General features: G+C 50.6%; 22 protein-coding genes. 10 read left to right on the forward strand and 12 right to left on the reverse strand.

The window, feature by feature from the left end:
• The first annotated feature begins 30 nt into the window (after window positions 1-30).
• From CVV44_01640 to CVV44_01650, 3 genes are all read left to right on the forward strand, one after another.
• Window positions 31-2,109: a glycine--tRNA ligase subunit beta gene (locus CVV44_01640; GenBank protein PKL41365.1), complete on the forward strand. Its 2,079-nt coding sequence runs from the start codon at window positions 31-33 to the stop codon at window positions 2,107-2,109.
• Window positions 2,110-2,214: 105 nt separating this feature from the next.
• The gene (locus tag CVV44_01645) at window positions 2,215-2,769 is read left to right on the forward strand and encodes an acetyltransferase (protein ID PKL41444.1); all 555 of its coding nucleotides are present in this window, start codon (window positions 2,215-2,217) and stop codon (window positions 2,767-2,769) included.
• On the forward strand, window positions 2,747-4,000 hold the full coding sequence (locus CVV44_01650) for a glycosyltransferase family 1 protein (protein ID PKL41366.1): 1,254 nt from the start codon (window positions 2,747-2,749) through the stop codon (window positions 3,998-4,000). Before CVV44_01645 ends, CVV44_01650 begins: the two co-directional genes overlap by 23 nt.
• Here CVV44_01650 and CVV44_01655 read toward each other — a convergent pair.
• The 12 genes from CVV44_01655 to CVV44_01710 all read right to left on the reverse strand — a co-directional run bounded on the left by CVV44_01655 (window position 3,993) and on the right by CVV44_01710 (window position 19,471).
• Complete coding sequence (locus CVV44_01655; GenBank protein PKL41367.1) at window positions 3,993-4,721, reverse strand: hypothetical protein; 729 nt, start codon at window positions 4,719-4,721, stop codon at window positions 3,993-3,995. The two genes, CVV44_01650 and CVV44_01655, sit on opposite strands and share 8 nt — an antisense overlap.
• 13 nt (window positions 4,722-4,734) lie before the next feature.
• Window positions 4,735-5,529 (reverse strand): histidinol phosphate phosphatase, encoded by a 795-nt coding sequence (locus tag CVV44_01660; protein PKL41368.1) that lies wholly within the window; start codon window positions 5,527-5,529, stop codon window positions 4,735-4,737.
• A gap of 9 nt (window positions 5,530-5,538) precedes the next feature.
• Complete coding sequence (locus tag CVV44_01665) at window positions 5,539-6,210, reverse strand: hypothetical protein (GenBank protein ID PKL41369.1); 672 nt, start codon at window positions 6,208-6,210, stop codon at window positions 5,539-5,541.
• A 196-nt stretch (window positions 6,211-6,406) separates the two neighbouring features.
• Window positions 6,407-7,027 carry a glycerol acyltransferase gene (locus CVV44_01670; protein ID PKL41445.1) on the reverse strand — a complete coding sequence of 207 codons (621 nt, stop codon included), beginning with the start codon at window positions 7,025-7,027 and terminating at the stop codon, window positions 6,407-6,409.
• Window positions 7,028-7,181: 154 nt separating this feature from the next.
• Entirely contained in the window at window positions 7,182-7,850 is a 669-nt protein-coding gene (locus tag CVV44_01675; GenBank protein PKL41370.1) for an NYN domain-containing protein, read from the reverse strand.
• 422 nt (window positions 7,851-8,272) lie between these two features.
• A complete protein-coding gene (locus CVV44_01680; GenBank protein ID PKL41371.1) occupies window positions 8,273-9,694 on the reverse strand; it encodes a glutamate synthase in 1,422 nt (473 codons plus the stop codon).
• On the reverse strand, window positions 9,694-14,241 hold the full coding sequence (locus CVV44_01685; GenBank protein PKL41372.1) for a glutamate synthase large subunit: 4,548 nt from the start codon (window positions 14,239-14,241) through the stop codon (window positions 9,694-9,696). Before CVV44_01685 ends, CVV44_01680 begins: the two co-directional genes overlap by 1 nt.
• A 186-nt stretch (window positions 14,242-14,427) precedes the next feature.
• Window positions 14,428-15,633, reverse strand: a complete 1,206-nt coding sequence (locus CVV44_01690; GenBank protein ID PKL41373.1) for a hypothetical protein — start codon at window positions 15,631-15,633, stop codon at window positions 14,428-14,430.
• Between the two features lie 22 nt (window positions 15,634-15,655).
• Window positions 15,656-16,873, reverse strand: a complete 1,218-nt coding sequence (locus CVV44_01695) for a hypothetical protein (protein PKL41374.1) — start codon at window positions 16,871-16,873, stop codon at window positions 15,656-15,658.
• A complete protein-coding gene (locus CVV44_01700) occupies window positions 16,870-17,553 on the reverse strand; it encodes a lipoprotein-releasing system ATP-binding protein LolD (GenBank protein ID PKL41375.1) in 684 nt (227 codons plus the stop codon). The genes CVV44_01695 and CVV44_01700 overlap by 4 nt, the downstream gene beginning before the upstream one ends.
• A gap of 18 nt (window positions 17,554-17,571) precedes the next feature.
• Window positions 17,572-18,729, reverse strand: a complete 1,158-nt coding sequence (locus CVV44_01705; GenBank protein PKL41376.1) for a hypothetical protein — start codon at window positions 18,727-18,729, stop codon at window positions 17,572-17,574.
• 1 nt (window position 18,730) lies between these two features.
• The gene (locus CVV44_01710) at window positions 18,731-19,471 is read right to left on the reverse strand and encodes an outer membrane lipoprotein-sorting protein (GenBank protein PKL41377.1); all 741 of its coding nucleotides are present in this window, start codon (window positions 19,469-19,471) and stop codon (window positions 18,731-18,733) included.
• 223 nt (window positions 19,472-19,694) lie between these two features.
• Here CVV44_01710 and CVV44_01715 point away from each other — a divergent pair, with 223 nt between their 5' ends.
• From CVV44_01715 to CVV44_01745, 7 genes are all read left to right on the forward strand, one after another.
• Complete coding sequence (locus CVV44_01715; GenBank protein PKL41378.1) at window positions 19,695-20,033, forward strand: hypothetical protein; 339 nt, start codon at window positions 19,695-19,697, stop codon at window positions 20,031-20,033.
• Window positions 20,034-20,172: 139 nt separating this feature from the next.
• Entirely contained in the window at window positions 20,173-20,943 is a 771-nt protein-coding gene (locus tag CVV44_01720) for a hypothetical protein (protein PKL41379.1), read from the forward strand.
• Between the two features lie 67 nt (window positions 20,944-21,010).
• Window positions 21,011-22,516 carry an acyl-CoA dehydrogenase gene (locus CVV44_01725; protein PKL41380.1) on the forward strand — a complete coding sequence of 502 codons (1,506 nt, stop codon included), beginning with the start codon at window positions 21,011-21,013 and terminating at the stop codon, window positions 22,514-22,516.
• 15 nt (window positions 22,517-22,531) lie between these two features.
• Window positions 22,532-22,852 (forward strand): hypothetical protein, encoded by a 321-nt coding sequence (locus tag CVV44_01730; protein ID PKL41381.1) that lies wholly within the window; start codon window positions 22,532-22,534, stop codon window positions 22,850-22,852.
• Between the two features lie 74 nt (window positions 22,853-22,926).
• On the forward strand, window positions 22,927-24,390 hold the full coding sequence (locus CVV44_01735) for a 4-hydroxybutyryl-CoA dehydratase (GenBank protein PKL41382.1): 1,464 nt from the start codon (window positions 22,927-22,929) through the stop codon (window positions 24,388-24,390).
• A gap of 27 nt (window positions 24,391-24,417) precedes the next feature.
• On the forward strand, window positions 24,418-25,275 hold the full coding sequence (locus CVV44_01740) for a patatin family protein (protein PKL41383.1): 858 nt from the start codon (window positions 24,418-24,420) through the stop codon (window positions 25,273-25,275).
• 37 nt (window positions 25,276-25,312) lie between these two features.
• The gene (locus CVV44_01745) at window positions 25,313-26,248 is read left to right on the forward strand and encodes an alpha/beta hydrolase (protein PKL41384.1); all 936 of its coding nucleotides are present in this window, start codon (window positions 25,313-25,315) and stop codon (window positions 26,246-26,248) included.
• The last annotated feature ends 201 nt before the right edge of the window (window positions 26,249-26,449 follow it).

Here is a 26,449-nt window from a genome sequence, read left to right on the forward strand (position 1 = left end):
TCCATTTTTGAGCCTTACCGGAGCAGCCCTATGCTTAAAAACATCAATTTTCTCTGTGAAATCGGAACCGAAGAAATCCCGGCGGGATACCTTCCGTCGGCCGTGGAAGCAATACAGAAATCCCTGAAGGATCAGCTTCTTGACAACCGGATTGATTTTGACGAACTGGAGGTCCTTGCCACACCGCGAAGACTTGCCATTATGGCGGCGAACCTGGCGAAATCCCAGAGAGCGGAAGAGGCGGAACTGAAGGGGCCGGCGGCAAAGGCTGCCTATGACGGCGAAGGCAAACCGACTAAGGCACTGGAAGGATTCATGAAGGCCAATGGCGTATCCCCGGAAAATCTTTTCAACAGGGATACGGGAAAGGGTGAATATGTTTTTGCTGTGAAAAAACTGGAATCAAGGCAAACCGTGGAGATACTTCCGGGAATCGTGGAAAAAATCGTCATGGAGATACCTTTTCCAAAAAGGATGAAGTGGAGTGATAAAAGTCTCACGTTCCCCCGCCCCATCAATTATTTCCTGATACTGTTTGATGACAGAGTGGTTCCCTTTGAAATAGAGGGGATAGTATCCTCGAATAAAACACGGGGGCATTATATACAGGCCAACCGGATGATTGAAATAAGCAGTATCAGTGAATATGAGGACATTCTTAAAAAGAACCATGTTCTGGTCAATCAGCGTGAGCGGCGTGATTTCATCGACAGGGAACTTCACGCAGCAGCTGAAAAGGCCCATTGCCGGCTCATCGAGGATGAAGAGAACTTGAATATAGTAACATTTCTGGTGGAATATCCCCATGTCGTGATCTGCGAGTTCGACAGGGCTTTTCTCGCTATTCCCGATATAGCACTCATAGCCGAGATGAAGGAGCACCAGAAGTATTTCGCCCTGCGTGAAGCCGACGGGAGCCTGTCCAACAGGTTCCTCGTGGTGTCCAATAACCCTCCCACGGAAAACATAAAAATCGGAAATGAACGGGTTATAGCTGCCCGATTCAACGACGCCAGCTTTTTTTATAAGGAAGACCGGAAGGTTAAACTTATTGATATGGTGGATACCCTCAAGGACGTTCTTTTCCACAAGGAGCTGGGTACCATCTTTGCCAAGGTGGAACGCATGGAAAAGATCGCCGATGTGGTGGCCCATGAAACAGGACTTGATGCGGCAGTACTGGAAAAGGTCAGAAGGGCCATTCTCCTGTGCAAGGTGGACCTGAACACGGCGATGGTTTATGAGTTTTCGTCTCTGCAGGGAAAAATCGGACGCATCTATGCCCTGAGCGACGGTGAAGACGGGGAAGTTGCCGATGCCATCGAAGAACATTATAAACCGCGTTTTCAGGGCGACCCCCTTCCCAAAAGTGTGGTGTCCATGATGGTTTCCCTGGCGGAAAAGATTGACAATATTTTCGGTTCATTCTCCGTGGGGAATATCCCCAAAGGCTCGGCTGACCCCTATGCCCTGCGCAGGCAGGCCAATGCCGTGGTCGATCTTTTGATCGGCGGCTCTATCGATATTTCACTGCGTGATGTGCTGGAAAAAATCGCCCCGCAATATAAAAACGGCAAAGACCTGGTGGAACAGATCCTGGATTTCATCATGGCCAGGGCCAAAACAATTTTCTCCGAAAACGGGTTCCGGTATGATGAAATCGACGCCTGTCTATCTATCGGCAGCAGCAATTACCTGGAGCTGTTCCGGCGCGCGAAGAGCATCAACGAATTCAGGAAGAATGAAAATTTTTCCCGGATGCTGCTCAGTTTCAAGCGGATGAACAATATTGTCTCCGGTTTCAGGAAGGAGAACACGGATTATAAACTCTCATTCAAGGCTTCACTCCTGGAGGAGAAGGAAGAAAAAGAGCTCCATGAATTCTTTGATTCACGGAAAGATCAGATAAGCCGATACATTGCGGAGAGCAGTTACATAGCACTTTTTGAACTGCTGATTCAGGGTAAGGCCATCATTGACGGTTTTTTTGACAAAGTTCTGGTTATGGACAAGCGGATCGATGTAAGGGACAACAGGCTCTATCTTCTGGAAAATATACTGGGCAATTTTTCCAGTCTTCTGGATTTTTCAAAGATATCTGATAAATAATGGCCCATGTTCAACGAAGATAAATCATCCTTTCTCACGCGCTGGTATTTTACCGTGAGGACCAATTTTAACTATCACTTTTTTTTCAAGAAACGCGTGGCTTCCATGTCGAGCCGCCCCCTGGTCTGGGGAATCTGGAATGTTGTGCTTTACGGACCCAATATACACCTGGGAAACCGGGTCGTCATAGTCGGGGCCAACGGGTACCGGACAAGCCTGACAACGGTAAAGCATAAAAAAGGGGAGGGGCATATATCCATCGGGGACCGCGTCCTGGTCATGAACGGTGTGAGAATCAGCAGCGCCTCGGAGATACGTATCGGTGATGACTGTATGCTGGCCAATTTCTGCTATCTCACCGATGCCGACTGGCATGACATTCATGACCGCACCGATTCGCCGGGAAGAACGGCCCCGATTATTCTCGAGAGGGGAGCGTGGATCGGTGATTCGGCCATTATATGCAAGGGCGTCCGGATAGGTGAGAATTCCATCGTCGGAGCCGGGTCCGTTGTCCGCAGGGACGTGCCGCCCAACAGCGTGGCTATCGGTAATCCCGCACGTGTCGTCAAGGAGCTGGATCCTGAGCGTATTGTGCTCATGAAAAAGCTTTACAAGGACATGGGTATGCCCGGACATGACGGGGGTGAGGAACAATGAGGGTACCGCTTTGAGAATATGTCTGCTCTGTTACAGGGGGAATCCCTATTCCGGGGGACAGGGGATTTACCTGAAATATATCGCCGAAGAACTGGTCCGTCAGGGCCACCAGGTCCATGCCGTGGTGGGACCGCCATGGCCGCACCACATGGAGGGCGTCACCGTCCACAGGATACATAACAATGAATACTTTATAAAAAAGGGAAATTCGGTGATTAATCCCCGGAGCCCCTTTGATATTTTTTCTCCCATAAATTTTTACGAGTTTCTCCACAGCCGGGCCGGCGCCTTTCCCGAAATAAGTTCCTTCAGCTACCGGGCCTACATGCTTTTAAGAAGGCTGCACGGGCAGTATAATTTTGATCTTATCCATGACAACCAGACCCTGGGCTATGGACTCCTGCTCATGAAAACCCTGGGGATACCGGTGTCTGCCACGATTCATCACCCCCTCAGCATTGACCTTGAGAATGTCCTGGAGCGCATGACGAAATTCAAGTCAAAGGTGAAAACCGTCAATTTTTATCCCATACTGATGCAGCGTATCGTATCAAAGCGCCTGGACCATATTATCACGGTTTCCGAAGACTCGAAGCGGACCATAAACAGGGACTTCGGCGTTCCCCTGAAAAAGCAGACCGTGGTCTATAACGGCATAGACCGGTCCATTTTCAGGACCCTTCCGAATGTAAAGAAAAAGAAGCGTAATATACTCTTCGTGGGAAATATCGAGGACGGCAAAAAGGGATTTGTGTACCTGTTGCGCGCCCTGACCCACATGAAAGAGCCCGTTATGCTCACCGTCGTTGACGGGGGGGCTCCCCATCGGAAGCTCACGCAGCAGTTTATCGCAAAGCTTCATGTGGGAGATAAAATCCATTTCGCCGGTACGGCGTCCACAGAGGATCTGGTGCGTCATTACAATGAGGCCGAGATAGCTATTGTTCCTTCCGTCTATGAGGGTTTTGGTTTCCCTGCAGGTGAGGCCATGGCATGCGGAACCCCCGTGATTGCCAGTGATGGAGGCGCATTGCCCGAGGTGGTGGGAGAGAGCGGTGTCGTTGTTCCGGCCCGCGACGAGTTTGCCCTTGCGCGGGCCATTGACGAACTGATCACGGACAGGGCTGGTCTCAAGCGCATGGGGCGGCTTGGCATTGAGCGTGTGGAATCGCTTTTTAACTGGGAAAGGGCGGTGAGTCAGATGATAAAGGTCTGGGAACGCCTCATCTGAAAAAGGCGAAATTCAGGTTTCTTCCCGTATCGCCGTAGCGATGGGAAAAAAAAGAATCCGAATTCTGAAGGCTGCAGATTTCCGTGTTGAAGATGTTTTCTTCGGGTATACCCTCCTCAATCAGGGAACATTCGATGCTGTACCATAGGTTCAGATATATTTTACCATCTTCCTCGACGCAGTCTTCCGGGAAAAAATCAGCCACCTCTTTCCCTACCTCATATGACTCGGGACCTATTGAGGGGAGTATGAAGACCTGCATGGCTTCATAGCTGCACCCATATTCGTCCTTCATTATTTGTATCATCTTCCTTGATATCTGGAGCCGTGTTCCCTTCCATCCTGAATGGGCCGCACCCAGAACTCTTTTATCCATATCAGCGATGAAAACGGGAACACAGTCTGCCGTGCGGATAACGGGGCAGATACCCGGCATTCCTGTGATTATGGCGTCGGCATCGCCGAAGACATGAGACGGTGTTGTGGGAAGTTCCCTGGCATGCAGGATCGTGTCACCATGTTCCTGGTTAAGAAAAAGTATACGGTTTTCCGTGAGGCGCAGCATTGACGAGAGCAGTTCCCTCTCCCGGGAGCGGATATCCTGATCGTTGCGGGAGTAGTCCGTGTCATTGCCTTCTTTTCCGAGCACGCCGAGGCTAAGGCCCTTGAAAGGACTCTCTATGGAATAGTAATTACGTTCGTTTTTTATAAATGATATCATGCGGTCAATCCTGTCACAGGGGAGTGGTGTATCTTTTCCGTTTCCTGAAAAAAGAGAGTGAAGTGTAGCCGGCCTTTTTTATTTTTTCCAGCGCCGCATCGAACATGTAGCCCACGTGTTCCGGCGAGTGTGAATCGGATCCCAGGGTGATGGGAACATTGTTGTCAAAAAATATTTTCAGGATGTCATCGGAGGGATACATCTCTTTTACCGGCTTAATAAGGCCCGATGTATTGATTTCAGCCGCTATGTCCAGGGATGACATCATACCGGCGATGCGGTCAATAGTGGCAGAGAAATCTTTCGTGGCCCTGTGGCCGAATTTTTTAACCAGGTCGAAATGGCCAACCATATCGAAGAGCCGTGAACCAACGAGGTCGCCGATTATTTCAAAATAACGGGTATATACGTCGTTGATATCGCGGCTGTCAAACTCATGAACATAATCGTCATGGTCAAAGGGCCAGTCATCGATGAAGTGGCATGATCCAATGAGATAATCGATTCTTGCATCGGTAAAGTATTTTTGAGGAAATGAATCGTGGAGTGGAAAATCGACCTCGAATCCCAGCAGTATTTCCATGCTGCCGTCAAATTCAATTTTTTTATTTTCAACGAGGGCTATGTATTCTTCGGTCTGTTCCGGTTCCATGGTGATACCATTGCGAAGATGAGACGGCAGCGGAGCGTGATCGGAAAATCCCATGACAGCGATGCCTTTTTCGCGGGCTGATATGATATACTCATCCATGGTTCCCCGGGCGTGTCCGCAGAGGGAGGTGTGATTATGAAGATTTACCAGTTTCATGTCGATTCTTTAATAGCCATGCCGGGAATAAAAGCAGGAAATATCAATGAGCGACTGATAATCAATGTCGTGGATAGGATTTTTCCTGATGAAGAATTTATCAATGGTATCGGTTGGGATAGTATCATTGCGCGAAAGCACTGAGATATAATACCACAGAGGATGGATGGATGCTTTCTGTTTTTGCTGTTGCGGCGCTCCCCTTTTTTTTGTATCGAGAATGCTGAGGAGATCCATGGAAACGAACTGGGCCTCGGGCGTTGGGTCAAGGTGATCGAGCCGGTACATGTGCGGGTGACAGAGATACAGGACCAGTATACGACTTTTCTGGATAAAAAGCGAAGAGAGCTCTATGGAGCCGATTTCAATATATCGGGGTCTTAGCACGATTCGTTCAATGGTCCGCAGATCATCCTTTCCTGGGTACAGGGAAAGGAGAAATCGGATTTTATCGGCAGTCATTATGAGGGATCTGTTCTCGGGGAAGATTATCCGCGGATAGATTATATCGATATTATGCGACTGATATTTATATCTGTCGCAGAGATAGAGCCTGTCGAAACGATTTTTGAGAAGCTGGTCAATGTCGAGGCTGATGTCGCTCTCTATCTCATTGACATTATAGTTCGTTTCTGTCAGGTCGTAGTTGCCGCCTGTATAATATTCCTGTATGTCGAACATATGTTTACTTGGTATAAATATCGATTTATTGACAATAAAAAAACAGGCATTAATTGTCCGGATGAAATGTTCCTGCGGGTCGTATCACCAATAGGAACAGTGACTGTTTATAATGCCCGTTCATGAACTATAAATATACTGATTTTTACAACCGGCGTCAAATAAAGGTCTCAGCGAGAACTTATAATCGTCATAATCAGCTGGGCTTCTTCATTTTGTTTCTGTCATCAATGTCTGCCTGGTTGTGCTGGTCGGGATATTTTCCCGTGATGGTGGAATAGAATTTCTGGATGAGTATCATATCCGATTCCAGATCTCCCGTCGGTATAATGAGGGGACCGAAGCCACCTGTTTTGGTGCGGTAATCCAGGAAACCTGTAGCAATGGGTACATTGGCGCCGAAGGCCATATGATAAAAACCGGTTTTCCAGTACCGAACCCGCTGCCGGGTTCCCTCGGGCGGGACTGCAAGGATCAGTTTCTCGGTTTTTTTAAAAAGCTCGATAGCCGCCTCGACCATATTATTATTCTTTGAACGGTCCACGGGGATACCCCCCATCCACTGCATAATCGTACTAAAGGGGAATTTAAAAAGGGATTTTTTGCCCAGCCAGTATATCTTGACCTTGAAGGCAAAGGCCAGCATAAGGGTCAGGGGCATATCCCAGTTCGTGGTGTGGGGCGCTGCGATGATTATGTATTTATTCTCCGACGGAAGCTCCCCGCTGCGTTTCCATCCCGAAATCTTCAGTAAGAAGAGGGATGTCCACCGTAATAGTGTTCTGAGTATAGGGGTATCAAAAAAGGTAGTTTTCATCTGCATGGCCGTAACCTCTCTCTTGGTAGTATGTCAGGAAGGCCATGCAGAAGTATCCCACGAAGCTGTTCCTTACATGAATGTAAATATTCACTGGCTTGAATATTTCACACATCGTCAGGAAATATCCTAAAAAGTCAAGTCTATTGGATCGTCAGCCGCGGTTTCTGCGGTTCCTTCCCAGGTCTGTTATATTTGACTTCGTGGTTTCCTGTATTTTTTTCAACTGCTGCTTTATCAGTTCATCGTGCTTGGCTTTACGGTCTGTTTTTATTTTCTGCCTGGGAACTTTTTTCCAGTCAAAGCGGTGAATGATATCGACCGTTTCGAGCAGGTCTTTATGAATGGTGTTGTCCTCGCCGCACCAGAGGGATACCGTGGCACCCGAATCCTTTGTGGACTCGATGGCGGGGATAAAGTCGCTGTCACCGGCTACTATTATAACATGTTCGATATGACCCGATGCCGCATGGCGGACCATATCAACGGAGAGGAGAACATCAACCCGTTTCTGTTCGAAGTATTCTTTGTATCCGTCCCAGCGGCGTTGAAGTTTGCCCAGGCGCACGGCCCATCTTTCAATGGAACTGATTTCTTCCATAAAAAGCATGTGATCCTCCATGCGTCTTTTTTCGCTATCCGTGGGCTCCGTTGACATCCAGGGAGCGCAGTAGTAAAAATAGCATCTCAAAAGGTCAAGCTGAATGGATTTTCGCAGCGGTTTAAGCAGGTAGTCGGCCAGTTCGTCGTATTTGGGGACCAGGTTGTGTTTCTTTGCCAGGGACAGGAGATAGGCTCCGTCAATGAATATGGCTGCTCGCATGATTATTGCTCCAATATGAAATTATTATTCGACCGGTTTTATAACCGGTATGACCGGGGTCTTCCCCCGCAGGATGCCTGAAAAACGGTCTCTTTATGCGATATCAGGCAGTTCCTTGCTGTCGCATTATGAAAAGGTGTACTTTTAAGGTATACTATTTTAAAGTCAAATACTATTACTTTTTCTACAATAGGGTCAGGATATTTTTATATCCGGGAAGGCCTGCCTGAATGTCTTCTGCTATTCTCTTGTCATGAAAGAGAGCTATCTCTAGCTGTTTCTTTTGAAGAGATGACGGCCTCAGGATAGGAAGTGACCGTGAAGGATGACGTGCTCTTAACATGAAATGATATACCGGTGACGCACCGTCGTGACGGTAAACGGGGCATCCGGGGAAATAGAAACAGCTATTTTATCGGAAATTATTTTTTTAAATATCGGTTTATGGCTGCTGCCGCATTCCGGCCGTCATGTATGGCCCAGACCACCAGTGAGGCGCCCCGCATGGCATCACCGGCGGAGAAAACCCCGTCGATGCTGGTCATGCAGTTTTCATCGACCTTAATGTTTCCCCTGGCATCGCAGGCAAGGTCCAGGTCCCGCACAAGTCCTTCGTGAACCACGTGTTCAAAACCCATGGCAAGAAGAACCAGGTCGGCCTCCAGTTCGAACTGTGTTTCGGGAATTTCAGTCATGGTCATTTTCCCGTCATCTTCAATCAGCCAATTTACCTTTGAGGCCTTTATTTTTTTAACCGCGCCTCCTTCACCCATGAATTCCCTGGTGAGTACGTTCCACATACGGTCGCATCCTTCTTCATGGGAACTCGAGGTCTTGAGCAGCCTGGGCCAGAGCGGCCATGGTTCCCTGTTTGTGCGGTGACGCGGCGGCATGGGCATCAGTTCGATCTGGGTTATGCTCTTGGCTCCGCGGCGGTTGGCGGAACCGACGCAGTCTGAACCCGTATCTCCCCCGCCTATGACTACGACATTTTTATTAAAGGCGGCAATGACATCGGTTTCGGATATCCTGTCTCCGCGGACTACCCTGTTCTGCTGTGCGAGAAATTCCATGGCGAAATGAACTCCCTTGAGCTCCCTTCCTTTTATATCAAGGTCGCGGGCTTTTCTTGCGCCGATGGTGAGGCACACGGCGTCGGATTCATCACGGATCTGTTTTATGCTCACATCCTTTCCAACATACGTGCCGGTACGGAAAACGATACCCTCCTTTTCCATGATATTTATGCGGCGGTCTATTATTCCCTTTTCCAGTTTAAAGTCGGGGATGCCGAAGCGGAGATAGCCCCCGACGCTGTCTTCGGCTTCATACAGGATGACGGAATGGCCTGCCCGGTTCAGAAGGTCGGCGCAGGCAAGGCCTGCAGGTCCGCCACCGATCACGGCGACCTTCTTACCCGTCCGGATTTCCGGGGGCTGGGGTTTTACGTACCCTTCCTGAAAGGCCTTTTCGATGACGGCCAGCTCGTTCTGGCGAATCGTGACAGATTCGTCGTTCAGGGCAAGGACGCACGACGCTTCACAGGGCGCCGGACAGACACGGCCCGTAAATTCGGGGAAATTATTGGTCTCCTGGAGCATATCCAATGCGGCCTCCCAGTCACTATTGAAAATTCTGTCCTGCCATTCCGGCATGATGTTGCCAATGGGACAGCCCCAGTGGCAAAAGGGAACACCGCAATCCATGCATCGCGCAGCCTGAAGCTTTCTTTCCTGTTCGGGGAGCTGTCGTTCCACCTCTCCCCAGTCATGAACCCGCTCTTCAACGGGTCGGTATCCCGATTCGCGTCTTTTTATTTTCAAGAATCCTTTTGGATCTCCCATCAGTATGCTCCTTCAAGCTGTTGTTCTTCCCGAATTGATTTCAGTTTTTCGTCAATGAGCTCGATTTTCATTTCATTCATTGCCCGCTTGTACTCAAAAGGCATTATCTTGACAAACCGGGGCACGTAATCGTACCAGTTGCGAAGTATCTCCTTTGCCTTGTCGCTCTGCGTGTGCTGGATATGCTTTTTCAGCGTTTCAATGATGAAATCCTGATCGTCATAGTCCCGTACCTGGGTAAGCTCGACCATACCCTTGTTGCAGAAATTATCAAAGGATCCTTCTTCATCGAGAACATAGGCCACACCGCCGCTCATACCCGCAGCGAAATTTCTTCCAACGCGCCCAAGGACGATGATGCGGCCACCCGTCATGTATTCGGCGCAGTGGTCGCCCGTTCCTTCAACAACTGCCGTGGCGCCGCTGTTGCGTACACAGAAGCGTTCGCCGGCAATCCCCCGTATGAAGGCTTCACCGCTTGTCGCCCCATAAAGCACGGTATTGCCCGTAATGATATTTTTTTCCGGTGTGAATGTTACACCCTTGGGTGGAACCACAATGATACGTCCGCCCGAAAGTCCCTTTCCGAGATAATCATTGGAATCGCCTTCGAGCCTGAATGTTACGCCACGAGCAAGGAAGGCACCAAAACTTTGACCGGCGCACCCCTGAAAAACGCATTGAATGGTGTTATCGGGCAGCCCCCCCTCGCCGAATTTGCGGGATATTTCATAGGAGAGCATGGTCCCCGTTGTCCTGTCCCGGTTCGTTATGGGCATTTCCAGGTAGACGTTGAGTTCCCTGCTGCCTTCGAGTATGGGCCTGGCCCTCTCGATGAGCTTGCGGTCCAGTATGGATACTATTTTATGAATCTGGTCCTGGACGCAGAACGTGGCATTGGTATCGGCCTGGGCCGGCCGGTGAAGAATGGCGGCAGGATGGAGCGTTGACGCTTTCATATGGTCAAGCTTTCGCATCTGAAGCAGGTCGGTCCGCCCGATCAGTTCGTTAAAGGTACTGATGCCCAGCGATGCCATTATCTCCCGCACATCGCGTGCTATGAAACGGAAATAGTTGATGAGATATTCAGGTTTGCCGCTGAATTTTTTTCTCAGTTCCGGGTCCTGTGTGGCCACTCCCACGGGGCAGGTATTCATGTGGCATTTTCGCATCATTATGCAGCCCATGACGATGAGGGCCGCCGTTCCGAAGCCGAATTCTTCGGCTCCGAGTATTCCGGCAAGCACGATGTCGGTGCCGTTTTTCAGCTGTCCGTCGGTCTGGAGACGGACCCGGCCGCGCAGGTCATTGAGTACCAGGGTCTGGTGAGCCTCGGAAAGTCCAAGCTCCCAGGGGAGCCCGGCGTGTTTTATGGAGCTTTGCGGGCTTGCCCCGGTTCCGCCGTCGTAGCCGCTGATGAGGATGTTGTCGGCATGGGCCTTGGCAACGCCTGCTGCTATGGTACCGACGCCGGTTTCAGATACAAGTTTGACGCTGATGCGTGCCCGGGGATTGGCGTTCTTGAGATCGAAGATGAGCTGCGCCAGATCCTCGATTGAATAGATGTCATGGTGCGGCGGTGGAGAGATGAGCGTAACACCGGGGGTCGAATGCCGGGTTGTAGCAATTAATTTATCAATCTTGTGTCCCGGCAGCTGCCCGCCTTCGCCAGGCTTTGCTCCCTGGGCCATCTTTATCTGCAATTCGTCGGCATTGGCCAGATAGTTGCTGGTCACGCCGAATCTTCCCGATGCCACCTGCTTGATGGCGCTTCTGGCCAGTGTTCCATCGTCGCGGCGGGTGAAGCGGCGTGATTCTTCTCCTCCTTCACCTGAGTTGCTGCGGCCGCCGATGGTATTCATGGCCACGGCTATGGCCTCATGCGCCTCTTTGCTGATAGAACCAAAGGACATGGCTCCCGTAGTGAGGCGTTTCATGATTTCCTCTTCGGGTTCAACGTCTTCAATGGGGATGGATTCACGCATTTTAAAATCAAAAAGACCGCGTATCACATGGGGAGAACGGTTGTGGTTATTAACCAGTTTAGAAAATTGCCTGTATTTCTCGTAATCGTTCGTTCTGGTGGCCCACTGGAGAAGATGAATGGTTTCGGGATTCCACGCGTGTTTCTCGCCGCCTTTGCGGTAGCTGTAAACGCCGTCGGATTCAAGAAGCTGCGGTTTTTCCACGAAGGCCTTGCGATGCTTGGCAAGGGATTCTTTGGCTATCTCCCTGAGCCCGATGCCTCCAATGCGCGATTCGGTCCCGGTGAAATACAGGTCGACGAGCTCATTGCTCAGGCCGACGGCTTCGACGATCTGTGCCCCGCGGTAACTGCGGAGGGTCGATGTTCCCATCTTGGAGAGTATTTTTAAAATACCCTTGTTTATGGATTTGATGAAATTTCCCTCAAGCTTTTCATAATCGGCATTTTCGGAGAGCTTCTTGTTTTTCCTCAGGCTCTCTATAGTGGCAAAAACTCCGTAAGGGTTGATGGCGCTTGCCCCATAGCTGAAAAGAAGGGCGAAGTGCATGACCTCCCTGGGCTCGGCGCTTTCCACGAGTATCCCCGTACGCTTTCTTTTTTTTGCACGGATGAGGTGATGATGTACGCCGGCCATGGCCAGGAGTGATGGTATGGGGACATTGACGCGGTTTGCCCGGCGGTCTGAAAGAATGATGAAATTATGGCCTGCATCTATCATCGCTTCGGATTCGATGCAGAGCTTTTCCATAGCTGCGGCCAGGGCATCCTCACCGCCCGAGGCGGGGAATACTATGTCGAGCGTTACGGGATTGAACGAGGAATTGGTGCTCTGTTTGATGGTTTCCATTTCGCGATTGGTGAATATTGGGCTGAAGTATTTAATCATACGGCACTGTTCGGGAATTTCAGCCAGGAGATTTTTTTCAGAACCGATATAACTCGTGAGAGTCATGACCAGTTCTTCCCTGATGGGGTCTATGGGAGGATTGGTTACCTGGGCAAAGACCTGCTTGAAATAATTGAAGAGAGGTTGAGGTTTTTCGGAAAATACCGCCAGGGGCGTGTCAGTGCCCATGGAGCTGGTGGGTTCCTGTCCTGTCGTGATCATCGTGGCAAGATGGTTGAATATATCCTCCCGGTTATAGCCGTGCATGAGATGGATTTCATGGAGTTTCTCGTCGGTGATCTCGACGGGGGCGTCGCCGCTTAAGGTAAGGTCTGAAATCACCACCCGGTTGTTTTCAACCCAGTCCCGGTACGGTTTCTGATGTGCGATCTGGTCCTTGATCTCTTCGTCGGGTATGATTCTCCCCTCTACCGTATCGACCAGGAGGAGTTTGCCCGGCATGAGCCGGCCCTTGTAGGCTATCTGTTCCGGCTGAAATGTCTGGACGCCTACTTCAGAACCCATGACGATGAGGTCATCGGTGGTCACCACGTAGCGTGAAGGACGAAGACCGTTGCGGTCCAGTGTTCCCCCGATGTAGCGACCGTCGCAGAAAACCATTGATGCGGGACCGTCCCAGGGCTCCATGAAGGTTGAATGGTACTCGTAAAAATATTTGAGGTTCTGGGGTATGGGATTTTTATCGTTCCAGGATTCGGGAATGAGCATCATGAGTGCGTGGGGCAGGGAACGTCCCGTAGCCACGAGCATTTCCAGGGCATTGTCGAAAGACGCCGAGTCGCTTTTCCCCGGTTCAATGACGGGCAGGATCTTTTCGATGTCATCGCCGAAAATATCTGAAGCGAAATCTGATTCGCGGGCATGCATCCAGAAACGGTTACCTTTGATTGTGTTGATTTCGCCGTTATGGGCCAGTATCCTGAAAGGCTGTGCCAGGTCCCACGAGGGAAAGGTATTGGTGCTGAACCGTGAATGTACCAGGGCGATGGCGCTTTTCAAACGTTTGTCGCGCAGTTCGGGATAGTAGGATTTCACCTGGTCGGGAGCGAGCATCCCCTTGTACACGATCGTCTTTGTAGAAAGGGAGAGAATGTAGAAGGATTTTTTTTCTTTCAGGGAAGACTCGCGGATTTTCTTCTCCGCCAATTTTCTTATAATATAGGACTTTCTTTCTAGCGTATCCTGATCCTGCTGTTCTTTCCCCGTTATAAATATCTGCCTGACGGCAGGTTCCGATTCGCGGGCGATTCTTCCGATGTTGGAATCGCTAACCGGCACATCCCTGACGGCAATGATCATCTGACCTTCGTCATGGATAATGCGCTCCAGTTCAGCCAGGCATGTATCAGCTTCATACCCGTCTCCCTTCGGAAGGAAAACGAGCCCGGTTGCGTACTGTCCCTCCACGGGAAGATCGGGGATTTCCTGTTTGAAAAAATCATGAGGTATCTGGATCATAATCCCTGAGCCGTCACCGGTCTTGTTGTCGGCGCCCTCGGCCCCGCGGTGTTCCATGCGCTCCAGGACTTCCAGCCCTCTTTTTATGATATCAAAAGATTTTTCTCCTTTAATGTGAGCCACGAATCCTATGCCGCAGGCGTCGTGTTCATATGTACTGTCATATAATCCCTGTTTTTCTGGCAAGTGTATCATCTGATGAGCTCCTTATTCCGTTGCACGGCTTTATAGTTAGGGATATGGTTCCCGGCTTCTTTTAGTGTTACGATCAGCATATTAAAAATATTGATACTACGACCAGTGTTCAATTAAAAAAATGCTCAACCGGTACAAGAATGTTACATTTGTGTAAATTATTGATTCAAAATTGTACCATTTATTTTATTTACGCAGGGCCTCGGCGGGCATGAGCTTACGCACATAGCGGGCCGGAATCATAGCCGCCACCGTTGGGACTGTTATGGATATAATAAGGGCGATGAATAGTTCGCGAATAGTGATGATGGGGCGGACGATGTATTCAAAAGGCATATCTATACCGCTCACCTGCGACGAAAGATCAACGCCATATGCTGACACGATAGTGATGAGAATAAAACCGGTTACGGCGCCGGCGATGCCCCCGGATATGCCGAGGATTGCTCCCTCGCAGGTGAAATTCAGAAAAAGATCCCTGTCCGTCATACCCATGGCTTTCATGGTGCCTATTTCCCGGAGGCGTTCGAATATGGCCATCATCATGGTGTTAATGATGACAAAGGAAGCGAGAAAAAGGATGATGATTTCGATGAAGGCATAGAAGGTCCGGGAGCTCTCCAGGACTGAATAAAAATCGCCGAGTTGTTCTTTGTATGTTTCGGCTTTCAGCCCGGCAGGGAGAATTGATACAATCTTCTGCTTGATGGCATCACTGTCTGTCATATCATCGGCATAAATGAACAGTTCTGTGGTGCCGCCATGTATTTTTAAAAGTTTTTTTGCATCGTCGAGTCCGATAAAAAAATATTTTTTATCATAGAACATGTTGAACCGGTAGATGCCCTCCACGCGAAGTTTAATGCCGTTGAGACCGCCCTCGGAGGTCTTAGCCGCCAGAAGAAGCTTTCCTCCCTGTACAACGCCAAGCTTTTCGGCCAGTTCATGTCCGATATAGATGCCACTCTTTTTAATTTCCCCCTGTACAAGTTTATGGCCCAGGTCCAGGGAGTTGTTTTCAAGATCGATCCCGGCCCCCGTGGCCTGCACCGTGGTGCCGTCATTTCCCAGGAGGATGCCGAAGCGGATTTTCTCCTCAACCGTTTTAACACCGTCAATTTTTGTGATTGCATGAATGAGCGTTCGTACGTCGGGCACTATTTCGTCAACGGGCATGAATTTTTCCCGCTTTTTAAATTCCTCTGTGGTGATTCGTATGTGGCCGGTCTGGTACCGGGCGAAGTTTTCGATGTACAGATTCATGATGCCGTTGACCCAGCTCTGCGCAACGCCCACGAGTGTGGCGGCGAAGAAAATGGTGATAACCGTAAGAAAAGAACGCTTCCTGTTGCGCAGTACGTTGCGAAGGGCAAATTTCAGGATCATGTCCATCTCCGGGTCATGACAGGTATTTTCATTGTACGGTCCTCAGACATTCCATGGGTACCATCTTCATCACTTTTTTTGCTGGATAGTAGCTGGCTATGACACTGGCCAGAATTGAAATTATCAGGGCCTTTGCATAAGCGGAAAATACCCATGCCGACTTCACATATCCCATGACATTGAAGCCCATGCCCTTATCGCCCAGCATGGCGGTATAATCGATGCCCACATAAATAAAATACAGGTTTATCAGCGTTCCGATGATGATGCCGGAGATGCTTCCCAGGGTGCCGATGAGAAATCCTTCAAATAAAAATATATTGCGCACCTCCCTCTGATCCATTCCCAGAGCCATGAGAGTGCCGATCTCCCTGCGTTTTTCATACACGGACATAAGGATCGTGTTTATGATGCCTACCAGGGCGATGGTGACTATAAAGAACAGGATATAGGCGCTGGATTTTTTTTTCATCTCCATGAGAGCCGTGAAATTCGTGGAGAGCTCTCGCCAGCTCCGGATATTCATGCCGGGGAATGCCGTTTCAAGAATAGGTTTATATTGATCGGTCTTATGGAAGTCATCGACCCTGAAAGATATTTCCGCGGCGCCGGGGACTGTCATGAGTTCGCGGGCCTCCCCGATATTGATAAACACTGTTGAGTTGTTAATGCGCGGATCAGCGGTCTGGATGAGGCCGGTAATTGTCAGTTCCGCGGACGTATACATGCCCCGGCTGTTTCTGAAGGTGATGAATAGACCGTCACCCATGGTGGTATGCAGATCTTGGGCCAGGCTTTTCCCTATGAGAATTCCCTTCCTTTCCAGTGAGCCCGTAACGATGAAATTTTCCAGGGAAAAGACGTCCCTGTCCCGGACCGGGTCGATACCCGTAACGAGAACCGGTGAGGAATCCACGCTGTTGTCGGCCTCGGCAATAAAATGTATTCTGGACGTATATCCTCCGACGAACGAAAGGGCGGCAAGCTTTCTCTCCACGGAGCCCGTATCGTGAATGTAATTATCCGTATCATAGGGATGATCTTCGTCGAAGGTCCCGGAGCGGATTTTAAAATGACCGGTCTCGAAGTCGATGAAGTTTTTGAAGGAAGCCTGGTCAAATCCCTCCAGCATGCCTTCCACGATAATATATATGATCACACCGAAGGTGAGCATGGTGAAGGTCAGCAGAGTGCGGCGTTTCGCTCTGAGAATGTTTCTGATTGAGAGTTTGACAAGGTACTTCATGTGCGGCCTTTTCCGTGGATTTTTCCGTCACGGATCTCGATGAGGCGGCGTGCGTGTTTCATGATGAGGCGGTCATGTGTGGAAAAGATGAAGGTTATTTTTTCCTTTTTATTCAATGATTTCATGAGGTCCACAATGGCCTCGCCCGTGGCCGTGTCAAGGTTTGCCGTTGGTTCGTCGGCGAGTATCAGTTTCGGTTTTTTGATAAGGGCCCTGGCAATGGATACGCGCTGCTGCTGTCCCCCCGAGAGTTCTGCAGGCATTCGGGATTCCAGGCCCTGCAGGCCCACCTCGTCGAGGATGGACATGATTTTCTCGCGGATTTCCACGTCGTCGTATTTCCGCAGCAGCTTCAGGGGCAGTTCAATATTTTCATATACATTGAGGACCGGTATGAGATTGTATGTCTGGAATATAAAGCCGAAGTTCTCCCGCCGGAGGCGGGCCAGCTCTTTCGATGATTCTCCCCGGATATTCACACCTTCAAGGCTGATGATACCGCTGTCGGCGTTATCGATGCAGCCGATGCAGTTGAGAAGCGTGGTCTTCCCTGATCCCGAAGGACCCACAATGGCCGTGAATTCCCCCTTCCCGACTGTAAGATTTATATCATAGAGAGCCTGAAAATCCATCTTCCCTGAGTGATATGTTTTGTTGAGGTTCTGCACAGTGAGAAACATCTTATCCCCCGGAGTGTCTCAGAATTTTCCTTCGATCCTGATCAGCGTCCCGAACCTGCCGTACCGGGCAGGAGCGAACTCGTCAGTGCCGTCTCCCGTGAGTACGGTAAACAGGAGTGTGGCGGTAAGGCCGTTGGCTATAACAACGGAGCAGGAAGGGCTTATAATCATGCTTCCGTCGGCGCAGTTGGTGAACATGTCGATGCCGGCACTGAAAAATTCATCGTACCTGAAGTCGATATTGTTGTAACAGTACCAGGGCGCGGCGAAATAATATTCCGGTGAATATGTATAGGAAGCCGGCGCCTCCTGTCCCCGCTGATTGTAATAAAACAGGGCGGTCAGGACCAGATGGCCATCAAAAAAACTGTAGTCGATACCGGCCGTGGCTTCTCCGGCGGGACTGTCGGGATTGTCGTCCATGTGAAGGGCCCAGGAACCGTTAATTCCTACGATAAAGTCTCCCTTGAAATAGGTGCCGACCATGTTCCTGTCCGTATCATTTCTCATGACCACGGCGCCCAGGTCAAATCCGCTGATGGTGGCCCAGAGGCTTGCTCCGCCGCGGTAGATCGTAATATATTCACCGGCGTCGTCTTTCTGCACATCGGCTCCGCCGTATAATTTCCAGCCTGCCAGGCTGCCCAGGGCATAATGATATTCAAGCGCCATCATTCCTTCCTTGTCATAGGACAGGTCCGTGAGGATCACGCTTTTATCCTGCTCGAAGGGATTGAAGAGACCCGGATTGCCGAAATTGACATAGGTTTTTCCCAGTGTGATGTCGCCGGCTTTGGAATAATAACGGATGAAGGTGCGCATGAGTTTTGTCTCGTACTTACCCTGCCGGGTTGCGGCATCACCGTAATAAAGGTATAGGCGTCCGTCGGCGTAGAACTTCCACTTATCTGCGATTCGCTCCAGGACGACCCTGCTTTCCAGTATATCGCTGAAGTCTGAATCTTCATCCCTTCCCAGCGTGTACACGGCATCGTTTCTCAGTACCGCCCTGACGGCCATGGGAAATTCCATGGGTTTATTTTCTACGGGATCGGCGGTGGTGATTTCATCCTGTGCCGCCGCCTCCTCTTCAGCCATGGAGGGGAGTTGAACGGTGACACATATCAGGAAAATAATTAGTATGCAAGACAAGTGGTTTATCGGCCGGACTGTCATGCTATCTCCTGAGACGCTGTTTGCTGAAGGTATTTGCCGGAAGGGTTATATCGAACTGGATATTGCTGAGTTCAATGATGGTGTTGGAATTATCTTTTCTCTTGTCCGTTATGATTATTTTATGGGCGACATAACGGCTGCCAATTTTTCTGATATCATGCTGTGTCATTTCTTTCAGAAGCCGGCCTCCCCGGGCATACATATGAATCTTCAGGGGCAGGTAGGTTTCCCGGTCCACATAGAGCACCTGCTTTTCATAATGGGCGTTTGGTTCCCTGGCCTGCAGTTCCACGACAAAACAACTCCGTCCCCCGATGACCGTATCATCGAGCTTCTCCGCTTCATACAGTTTGCTCATTCGTTCCGTTTCCATCATGTCATCATAGGAGATGTCGCTTCCCATGAGGCCCTGGCGGAGCATGTGCCCGGAAATTTTCATGGTGTCATCGGCGTCGGGGAAGTATATCCACAGTTCCCTGTCGATCTTCAGGTATTTAACGCCCCGGTCTTCGGGGTTGGTGAAGGTGATGAAGAACTGTTCGCCGTTATTCAAGCCGTAGCCGGTGAAGAGTTTGTATATTTTTCTGCTGCCTTTTTTGATTATCATGCGGACATGGTATTTCTGTGTCCGGGATATCCTGTTATTGTCAACGCGGTTGATGATCTCTACGGCCGATTGAGACCATGCCGGGGCGTGAGCCAGGAAGACAAATAACAGCAGTGCGGCGATACTCTCTTTCATTTTTTCCTCTTAACCATGTGAGATACTGTGTCCGGATTCATCCTTCGGGACTCCATTCTTCTGAATATACGGACCTGGCAAAGTATATTAAAATTACTAAAAGTGTCAAGGAAATGAGAAAAATTTACTGATTAATTAAAAACATCCAAAAAAATGATTGAGAAATGCCCGGTATGCCATAATAGTGATTACAAACATATAAAAAACATCGGGGAGCACAAAATTGTTTAAATCATCATATACAGAGCAAGGGTCCATTGTTACCATAACTTTCGTGGGTGATATTATTTTAAGCAACAGCGAAGAGATCAAGGGTGTTTTCAGACAGTGCCTGGAAAATGGGCCTGAGATCGTCGGTATCGACTGCAAGGGGGCTCATACTATGGATTCCTCGGGGCTGGGAATGTTCATCGGTTTTTCAAAAGATGCGGCGCAGAAAAATGCCCGTATTGTAATTATGGATCTTCCCGAGGGGATAAGCCGGCTTTTCAACATGTCCAAGCTTGATACCTATTTTGATCTCATGACACGGCAGGATTTTCAGAAGACATATCTCAAGTGACGTCCCCTGGGCCACCAGGCCCATGACAGGGCGTTATTGTGGTGTCTGTCAGGGAAGAAGGAATAATACAGATAATAATTGAATTGACAAAAAGTGCCGTAATGGTTAATGGTCGTTCATTAACTAAAAAGGTGATGGTATGAATTATTCGAATATAATCCTCCGGGAAGAAGACAGGCTGGCCTTTATCGAGCTGAACAGGCCGGACAAGCTGAACGCCCTGAGCTGGGAACTCGTCATGGAACTGGATCAGTGCCTGACATATGTCAGGTCGCGAACGGACCTGGGAGCTCTCATTATATCGGGCAGGGGAGAAAATTTCGCTGCCGGCGCCGATATCGCCGACATGGTGGAACGGACGCCGCAGGAATCGATCAAGTACACCTTCAACAGGGTCTTTAATGAACTGGAAGACATACCGTTTCCCGTCATTGCTGCCGTGAGGGGATATGCCCTGGGAGGAGGACTGGAACTGGCCCTGGCCTGTGATTTTCGGTTCTGCTCGGGTGATGCCCGGCTGGGATTGCCCGAGATCAAGCTGGGCATCTTTCCCGGCGCCGGCGGAACCCAGCGGCTTCCCCGGCTTGTCGGCCTGAGCAGGGCCAAAGAGATGATCTTTACAGGGCAGTATATCACGGCGGAAAAGGCCCGGGAATACGGTCTCTGTGACTACGTGACTGCGGGGGACCCTGTGATCGACGCGGAAGCCTTTGCCCGGCAGTTACTGGAACGTCCACCCATTGCCCTGTCCTGCGCGAAGAAGGTCATCAATTACGGCACAGGCCGGGACCTTCCGGCAGGAATAGCCATGGAGGAGGAGGTCTGGGCCTCACTTTTTTCCACGGAAGACCAGAAGGAAGGCATGCGGGCCTTCTTGGAAAAAAGAAAACCGGTATTCAGGGGGAGATGAAGGGAAATAAGACGGCGGTATTGGAACAGCCGTTTCTATTGAATAAATGTAATGGGGTGATACTGTCATGATGCTCAATCCTCTTGTAGATTCCCGTGATGCAAGATACGTTCTTTTTGAAATCCTGGAAGCAGACAGGCTGTGCCGCTATCATGCCTTCAGCCAGTTCGACCGGGAGACCTTTGAGTCGGTCCTTGATCTGGCGGAAACGATCGCCGTGGAGCACCTCTATCCCGCTAATGCCCAGGGCGATAAAACCGGTGTCATGTTCAATCCTTCTGACGGAACGGTCACTGTTCCCGCTGTTTATCGCGATGCCATGGCTGTATTCAATGAGGCGGGATTTACCGGAATCGGCAATGATACCCGCTGGGGCGGTATGGGTATGCCTGATGTGATATACCGTGCCGTCATGGAATATTTTTTTGCCGCCAGCATATCCTTCACCATGAATGTGTCGCTGCTTGTGGGAGCCACCAACCTGGTAAAAAATTTCGGCTCCCATGAACGGAAAGATATCATTCTTGAAAAAATGATGGCAGGGAAATGGGGCGGAACCATGTGCCTCACGGAGCCCGGAGCCGGTTCGGACGTGGGGGCCCTCGTCACCCGGGCCGTGCGGCGCGATGACGGAACCTACCTGATCTCGGGTCAGAAGATTTTCATCTCGGCCGGTGACAATGATCTCTATGAAAATATTATTCACCCGGTCCTGGCCAGGATAGAAGGTGATCCGGCGGGGACCAGGGGGATATCAATTTTCATGGTGCCGAAGTACCATATCAACACCGACGGATCATCAGGAGAAGCTAATGATGTGGTGTGCTCCGGGATTGAGCACAAGATGGGAATCAAGGCATCCCCCACCTGTACGCTTAACTTCGGAGATAACGGCCGGTGCGTGGGATATCTCATGGGAGAGGAACGGCAGGGCATGAAGATCATGTTTCAGATGATGAACGAGGCCCGCCTGGACGTGGCCCTGCAGGGTCTTGCCGTTTCCAGCTCGGCCTACATGCATGCCGTGACCTATGCCAAAAACAGGGTACAGGGAAACGCCCCGGCAGCGATCATCAATCATCCCGATATACGGAGAATGCTGCTCTGGATGAAATCCCATGTGGAGGCCATGCGCATGCTCACCATGCTGGCGGCCATGACTGCCGATGAGATCCACTGCGGCGATGTTGCCGCGGCAAAGGAAAGCAGCGCACTGCTGGAGTTCCTTATCCCCCTGTGTAAGGCCGGCAATACGGACCTGGCCTGGCTCGTCACGGCCGAGGCAATACAGATTTTCGGCGGATACGGATACTGTTCCGATTATCCCGTGGAGCAGCTGGCACGGGACTCGAAAATACTTTCCATCTACGAGGGAACCAATGGCATCCAGTCCATGGACCTGACCATGAGGAAACTCCTTATGAATCCCGGTATGTTTAATTACAATGTATTTAAAAAGAAGATAGTGAAAACGATTCAGGAAGCACAGGGTCTTGTTGAGGAAGAGTATATTGTGCCGGTGCTCAACGCCGTGAAGGACATGGACAGGGTTGTTGAGTTCCTTTCAGACTGAAGGGACAGGGGCGATATGGCAACGATACTGGTCAGGGCCACGCCACTTCAGCAGGCCATGAGGATACTCTCCCATGCCTGGATGCATCTCTGGTCTCTGACGAAATCCATCACGGCACTGCGCAGAATTGCCGGTGATACAACTGGTGAGGCACTGGAATCGCTGGTCCGTGACAATACTGATGCGGCCTTTTATTACGGGAAGATATTATCGTCGCGCTTTTTTCTGGGAACGGTATTTTGTGATTTCAGGGGACGCGTGGACGGCTTGCTGTCCCGGGAAAGCGCCGTGGCCGATTCTTTCGATGTAATTTTTACCGGGGCGCCGGAACAGTAAATACTGAAGGAAGACGCGGGACCGGATATTATTCCAAGGCAGCGGATAAAAAATTTTGTAAGACCGGAAGGAGAATGGTGATGAAAACAGCGCAGGAATACATCGAGAGCCTGAGAAAACTAGACCTGGTGGTGTACATGTTCGGTAAAAGAGTATCCAATGTCGTTGATGATCCCATCATCAGGCCGTCAATGAATGCCGTGGCCATGACCTATGCCATGGCCATGAATCCAGAGTACGAGGATATCATGACGGCCGTGTCTCACCTCACGGGGGAAAAGATAAACCGGTTCACGCATATCCATCAGAGCGCCGACGACCTGGTGAAAAAGAGCAAGATGGGCAGGCTCATGGGGGCCATGACGGGCTGCTGCTTTCAGCGATGCGTGGGTATGGATGCGCTCAATGCCCTTTCCATGACGACCTTCGATATCGACGCGAAGCACGGGACGAAGTACAACGAACGTTTTCTCAAATACCTGGCATATGTCCAGGAAAATGACCTGGTCTGCGACGGGGCCATGACGGACCCCAAGGGCGACCGATCGCTGCCGCCCCATAAGCAGGCAGACCCGGACCTGTTTCTCAGAATAGTAGAAGAACGGGACGATGGTATTGTGGTCCGCGGGGCCAAGGCGCATCAGACCGGTGCGGTCAATTCCCACGAGGTCATTGTCATGCCCACCATATCCATGCGCGAGGAAGACCGTGATTATGCCGTGTCCTTTGCCCTTCCCAGTGATACCCGGGGCATTACCTACATCATGGGACGGCAGTCCTGTGATACGAGGAAACTGGAGAAGGGGAAGATCGATCAGGGCAATGTGCTTTTCGGCGGCCATGAGGCCCTTATCGTGTTTGATAATGTATTTGTTCCATGGGAGCGCGTATTTATGTGCCGTGAATTTGATTTTTCCGGGCAGCTCGTGGAGCAGTTCGCCTCGTACCATCGGCAGAGCTACGCCTGCAAGGTCGGTGTGGGCGATGTGCTCATCGGCGCGGCGCAGACCATTGCTGAATATAACGGCGCTGAAAAAGCATCGCATGTAAAAGACAAGATCATTGAAATGAACCAGCTCAACGAAACGCTCTACTGCGGTTGCATCGCCTGTGCCTCCGAGGGGCACCGCGAACCCAGCGGGACATGGTATGTATCTCCGCTCCTGGCCAATGTTCACAAGCAGAACGTTACCCGTTTTCCCTATGAGATAGCCCGGCTTGCCCAGGACATTGCCGGGGGGCTCATGGTGACCATGCCTTCCGAGGACGATCTTCAGTCGCCCGAAGTGGGTGAACTGGTCCGCAAGTATTTTGCGGGAAGGGAAAGTGTCCCCATGGAGAATCGTGTCCGCGTGCTGCGCCTCATAGAAAACATCACCATGGGAACGGCAGCCGTGGGCTATCTCACGGAATCCATGCACGGGGCCGGGTCTCCCCAGGCCCAGAGAATCATGATATCACGCCTGGTGAATCTTAAGGAGAAGCAGAATTTTTCAATGCGGCTCTGCGGTATACGCGATGAAAAGGGGAAAAACTGATACGGTGATATACCGGGGTATTGTGCCATGACTGAAAATGAAAATAAAGGCCTGTTGGCGCTCGTTGCCGAGGGTGGCGGCATGCGGGGTATTTTTACCGCCGGGGTTCTGAATTCCTTCGGGAAATGCGGATATGATCCCTTCGATATGTACATCGGTGTTTCCGCCGGGGCCTGCAATCTGGCTTCTCACCTGGCCGGACAGTTTGAACGCAATTATTTCATCAACACAAACTATTCCCTGGACAGGCGTTTCATGAACGCCGGGAGTTTTTTCCGGGGAGGCCATTATATGGACCTGGACTGGCTGTGGGAAATTACCATCAGGGAATATCGCCTCAACCTCGCGGTCCTCTTCGGAAAACTGGAAAGGAAAAGGGGCCCCTTTCTCATCACTGCTACATCGGCCGTGAGCGGCAGGGCCCTGTACCTGGAGCCCCGGGAGGACAGCCTGGAGCATTACCTGAAGGTGTCCAGTTCTCTGCCGGTTCTTTACCGGAACATGCTGGAGACGGAACAGGGACCGGCAACGGACGGCGGCATTGCCGATTCCATTCCGGTCATGGAGGCATACCGGAGGGGCGCCACGGACATAACGGTAATCCGGACACGGCCCCGGGGTTATGTCAAGAGGGGAGGCCCTTCCCGCGTCCTCCTGCCCGTATTTTTCCGGAAATATCCGCGACTGGCCGATGCCTTCAGAAAAAGGGCCGATGCATACATGGAAGCGGTGAAATTCATGGATAATCCTCCGGAAGGAGTGCGCATAAGGGAGATTTCACCGCCGCGGATGTCCGTGGGGAGGACCTGCAGGGACATAGAACTTTTAAACGACCTGTATGCCAGGGGGATTGCCGCCGGGATGAGGCATGCCGGGGGGAAATGAAAGCCTTGGCTGATACGATTATACGGAAAAAAATTAGATGGGAGAGGAGACGGATATGAGACGAGGTATGAAAAATGGTATAATCCTTGTCGTGTTGATTTTTATTTGTTCTTTACTTGTATCATGCACCTCTTCACTGGTTGCTTTATTCAGGACCGTGGAACGCGCCAGGGCCGGTCTCAGTGAGGATTGGCTGCGGGTCGGCAATCACGATATCGCCTACCTGGAAGGAGGGACGGGGGAAACCATTCTCCTCATTCATGGATTCGGCGCTAACAAGGACAACTGGACCCGTTTCTCCCGCTATCTGACGGACCGCTACCATGTACTGGCCGTTGATGTGCCCGGTTTCGGCGACAGTTCAAAATATAGCGATGAAAAGTATGATATCGATACGCAGGTTAACCGGCTTCACGCTTTTCTCGCGGCGAAGGGAATCGCCAAGGCCCATGTGACGGGCAACAGCATGGGGGGATATATCGCCGGTGTGTACGCAGCGCGGTATCCCCGGGAGGTCCTGAGCCTGGGACTCCTGGACCCGGCCGGTATTCTGGGCCCACGGCTCAGCCCCGTGATGCTGGAGATACGTAAGGGCCATAATCCCCTGGTGGCCGGTAACGCAGCACAATATGATGAAATGCTGAAGATCATGTTCGTCGAACCGCCCCGGATACCGGGATTTGTGAAAGCATATCTTGCCGAAAAGGCCGTGGCTTCCCGGGCCATGAACGAGGTGATTTTCGATCAGATCAAATCCACGTTTCTTCTGGGTGAGAGGATGAAGGACATTGATGCCAGGACTCTCATTATCTGGGGCGATGCAGACCGTGTTCTCGATATCTCGGCGGCCCCTGTGCTGGAGAAGGGAATCAGGGATGCCCGCCTTGTCGTCATGAAGGACTGCGGGCATGTTCCCATGGTGGAGCGGCCCGAGGAAACGGCGAATCATTATCTGGAGTTTCTCGGGAAATAAATTCATTTTCAACAGGGAAATCCCTTCGGGCGTGATATTTTTCAGAACGATAGAAAAAAGGCCCGCCCGCGCCTCAGTTTTCTGTTTTACCACGGATTTTTTTGACTTGCCCCGCGATATGTACTATCCTTGAAGATATGCGGGGAATGAATCCCTTTCCCCGCCTTTATCCGCCGCTGGATTGTAATGATCCGGAACGTA

The organism is Spirochaetae bacterium HGW-Spirochaetae-1 (assembly GCA_002839375.1).
Taxonomy (GTDB): Bacteria; Spirochaetota; UBA4802; order UBA4802; family UBA5550; genus PGXY01.

Excerpts from the sequence above, each read along its gene's own strand:
- CVV44_01640 (PKL41365.1), top strand. The coding sequence starts at position 31 with ATGCTTAAAAACATCAATTTTCTCTGTGAAATCGGAACCGAAGAAATC.
- CVV44_01645 (PKL41444.1), top strand. The coding sequence starts at position 2,215 with ATGTCGAGCCGCCCCCTGGTCTGGGGAATCTGGAATGTTGTGCTTTAC.
- CVV44_01650 (PKL41366.1), top strand. The coding sequence starts at position 2,747 with ATGACGGGGGTGAGGAACAATGAGGGTACCGCTTTGAGAATATGTCTG.
- CVV44_01655 (PKL41367.1), bottom strand. The coding sequence starts at position 4,721 with ATGATATCATTTATAAAAAACGAACGTAATTACTATTCCATAGAGAGT.
- CVV44_01660 (PKL41368.1), bottom strand. The coding sequence starts at position 5,529 with ATGAAACTGGTAAATCTTCATAATCACACCTCCCTCTGCGGACACGCC.
- CVV44_01665 (PKL41369.1), bottom strand. The coding sequence starts at position 6,210 with ATGTTCGACATACAGGAATATTATACAGGCGGCAACTACGACCTGACA.
- CVV44_01670 (PKL41445.1), bottom strand. The coding sequence starts at position 7,027 with ATGAAAACTACCTTTTTTGATACCCCTATACTCAGAACACTATTACGG.
- CVV44_01675 (PKL41370.1), bottom strand. The coding sequence starts at position 7,850 with ATGCGAGCAGCCATATTCATTGACGGAGCCTATCTCCTGTCCCTGGCA.
- CVV44_01680 (PKL41371.1), bottom strand. The coding sequence starts at position 9,694 with ATGGGAGATCCAAAAGGATTCTTGAAAATAAAAAGACGCGAATCGGGA.
- CVV44_01685 (PKL41372.1), bottom strand. The coding sequence starts at position 14,241 with ATGATACACTTGCCAGAAAAACAGGGATTATATGACAGTACATATGAA.
- CVV44_01690 (PKL41373.1), bottom strand. The coding sequence starts at position 15,633 with ATGGACATGATCCTGAAATTTGCCCTTCGCAACGTACTGCGCAACAGG.
- CVV44_01695 (PKL41374.1), bottom strand. The coding sequence starts at position 16,873 with ATGAAGTACCTTGTCAAACTCTCAATCAGAAACATTCTCAGAGCGAAA.
- CVV44_01700 (PKL41375.1), bottom strand. The coding sequence starts at position 17,553 with ATGTTTCTCACTGTGCAGAACCTCAACAAAACATATCACTCAGGGAAG.
- CVV44_01705 (PKL41376.1), bottom strand. The coding sequence starts at position 18,729 with ATGACAGTCCGGCCGATAAACCACTTGTCTTGCATACTAATTATTTTC.
- CVV44_01710 (PKL41377.1), bottom strand. The coding sequence starts at position 19,471 with ATGAAAGAGAGTATCGCCGCACTGCTGTTATTTGTCTTCCTGGCTCAC.
- CVV44_01720 (PKL41379.1), top strand. The coding sequence starts at position 20,173 with ATGAATTATTCGAATATAATCCTCCGGGAAGAAGACAGGCTGGCCTTT.
- CVV44_01725 (PKL41380.1), top strand. The coding sequence starts at position 21,011 with ATGATGCTCAATCCTCTTGTAGATTCCCGTGATGCAAGATACGTTCTT.
- CVV44_01730 (PKL41381.1), top strand. The coding sequence starts at position 22,532 with ATGGCAACGATACTGGTCAGGGCCACGCCACTTCAGCAGGCCATGAGG.
- CVV44_01735 (PKL41382.1), top strand. The coding sequence starts at position 22,927 with ATGGTGATGAAAACAGCGCAGGAATACATCGAGAGCCTGAGAAAACTA.
- CVV44_01740 (PKL41383.1), top strand. The coding sequence starts at position 24,418 with ATGACTGAAAATGAAAATAAAGGCCTGTTGGCGCTCGTTGCCGAGGGT.
- CVV44_01745 (PKL41384.1), top strand. The coding sequence starts at position 25,313 with ATGGGAGAGGAGACGGATATGAGACGAGGTATGAAAAATGGTATAATC.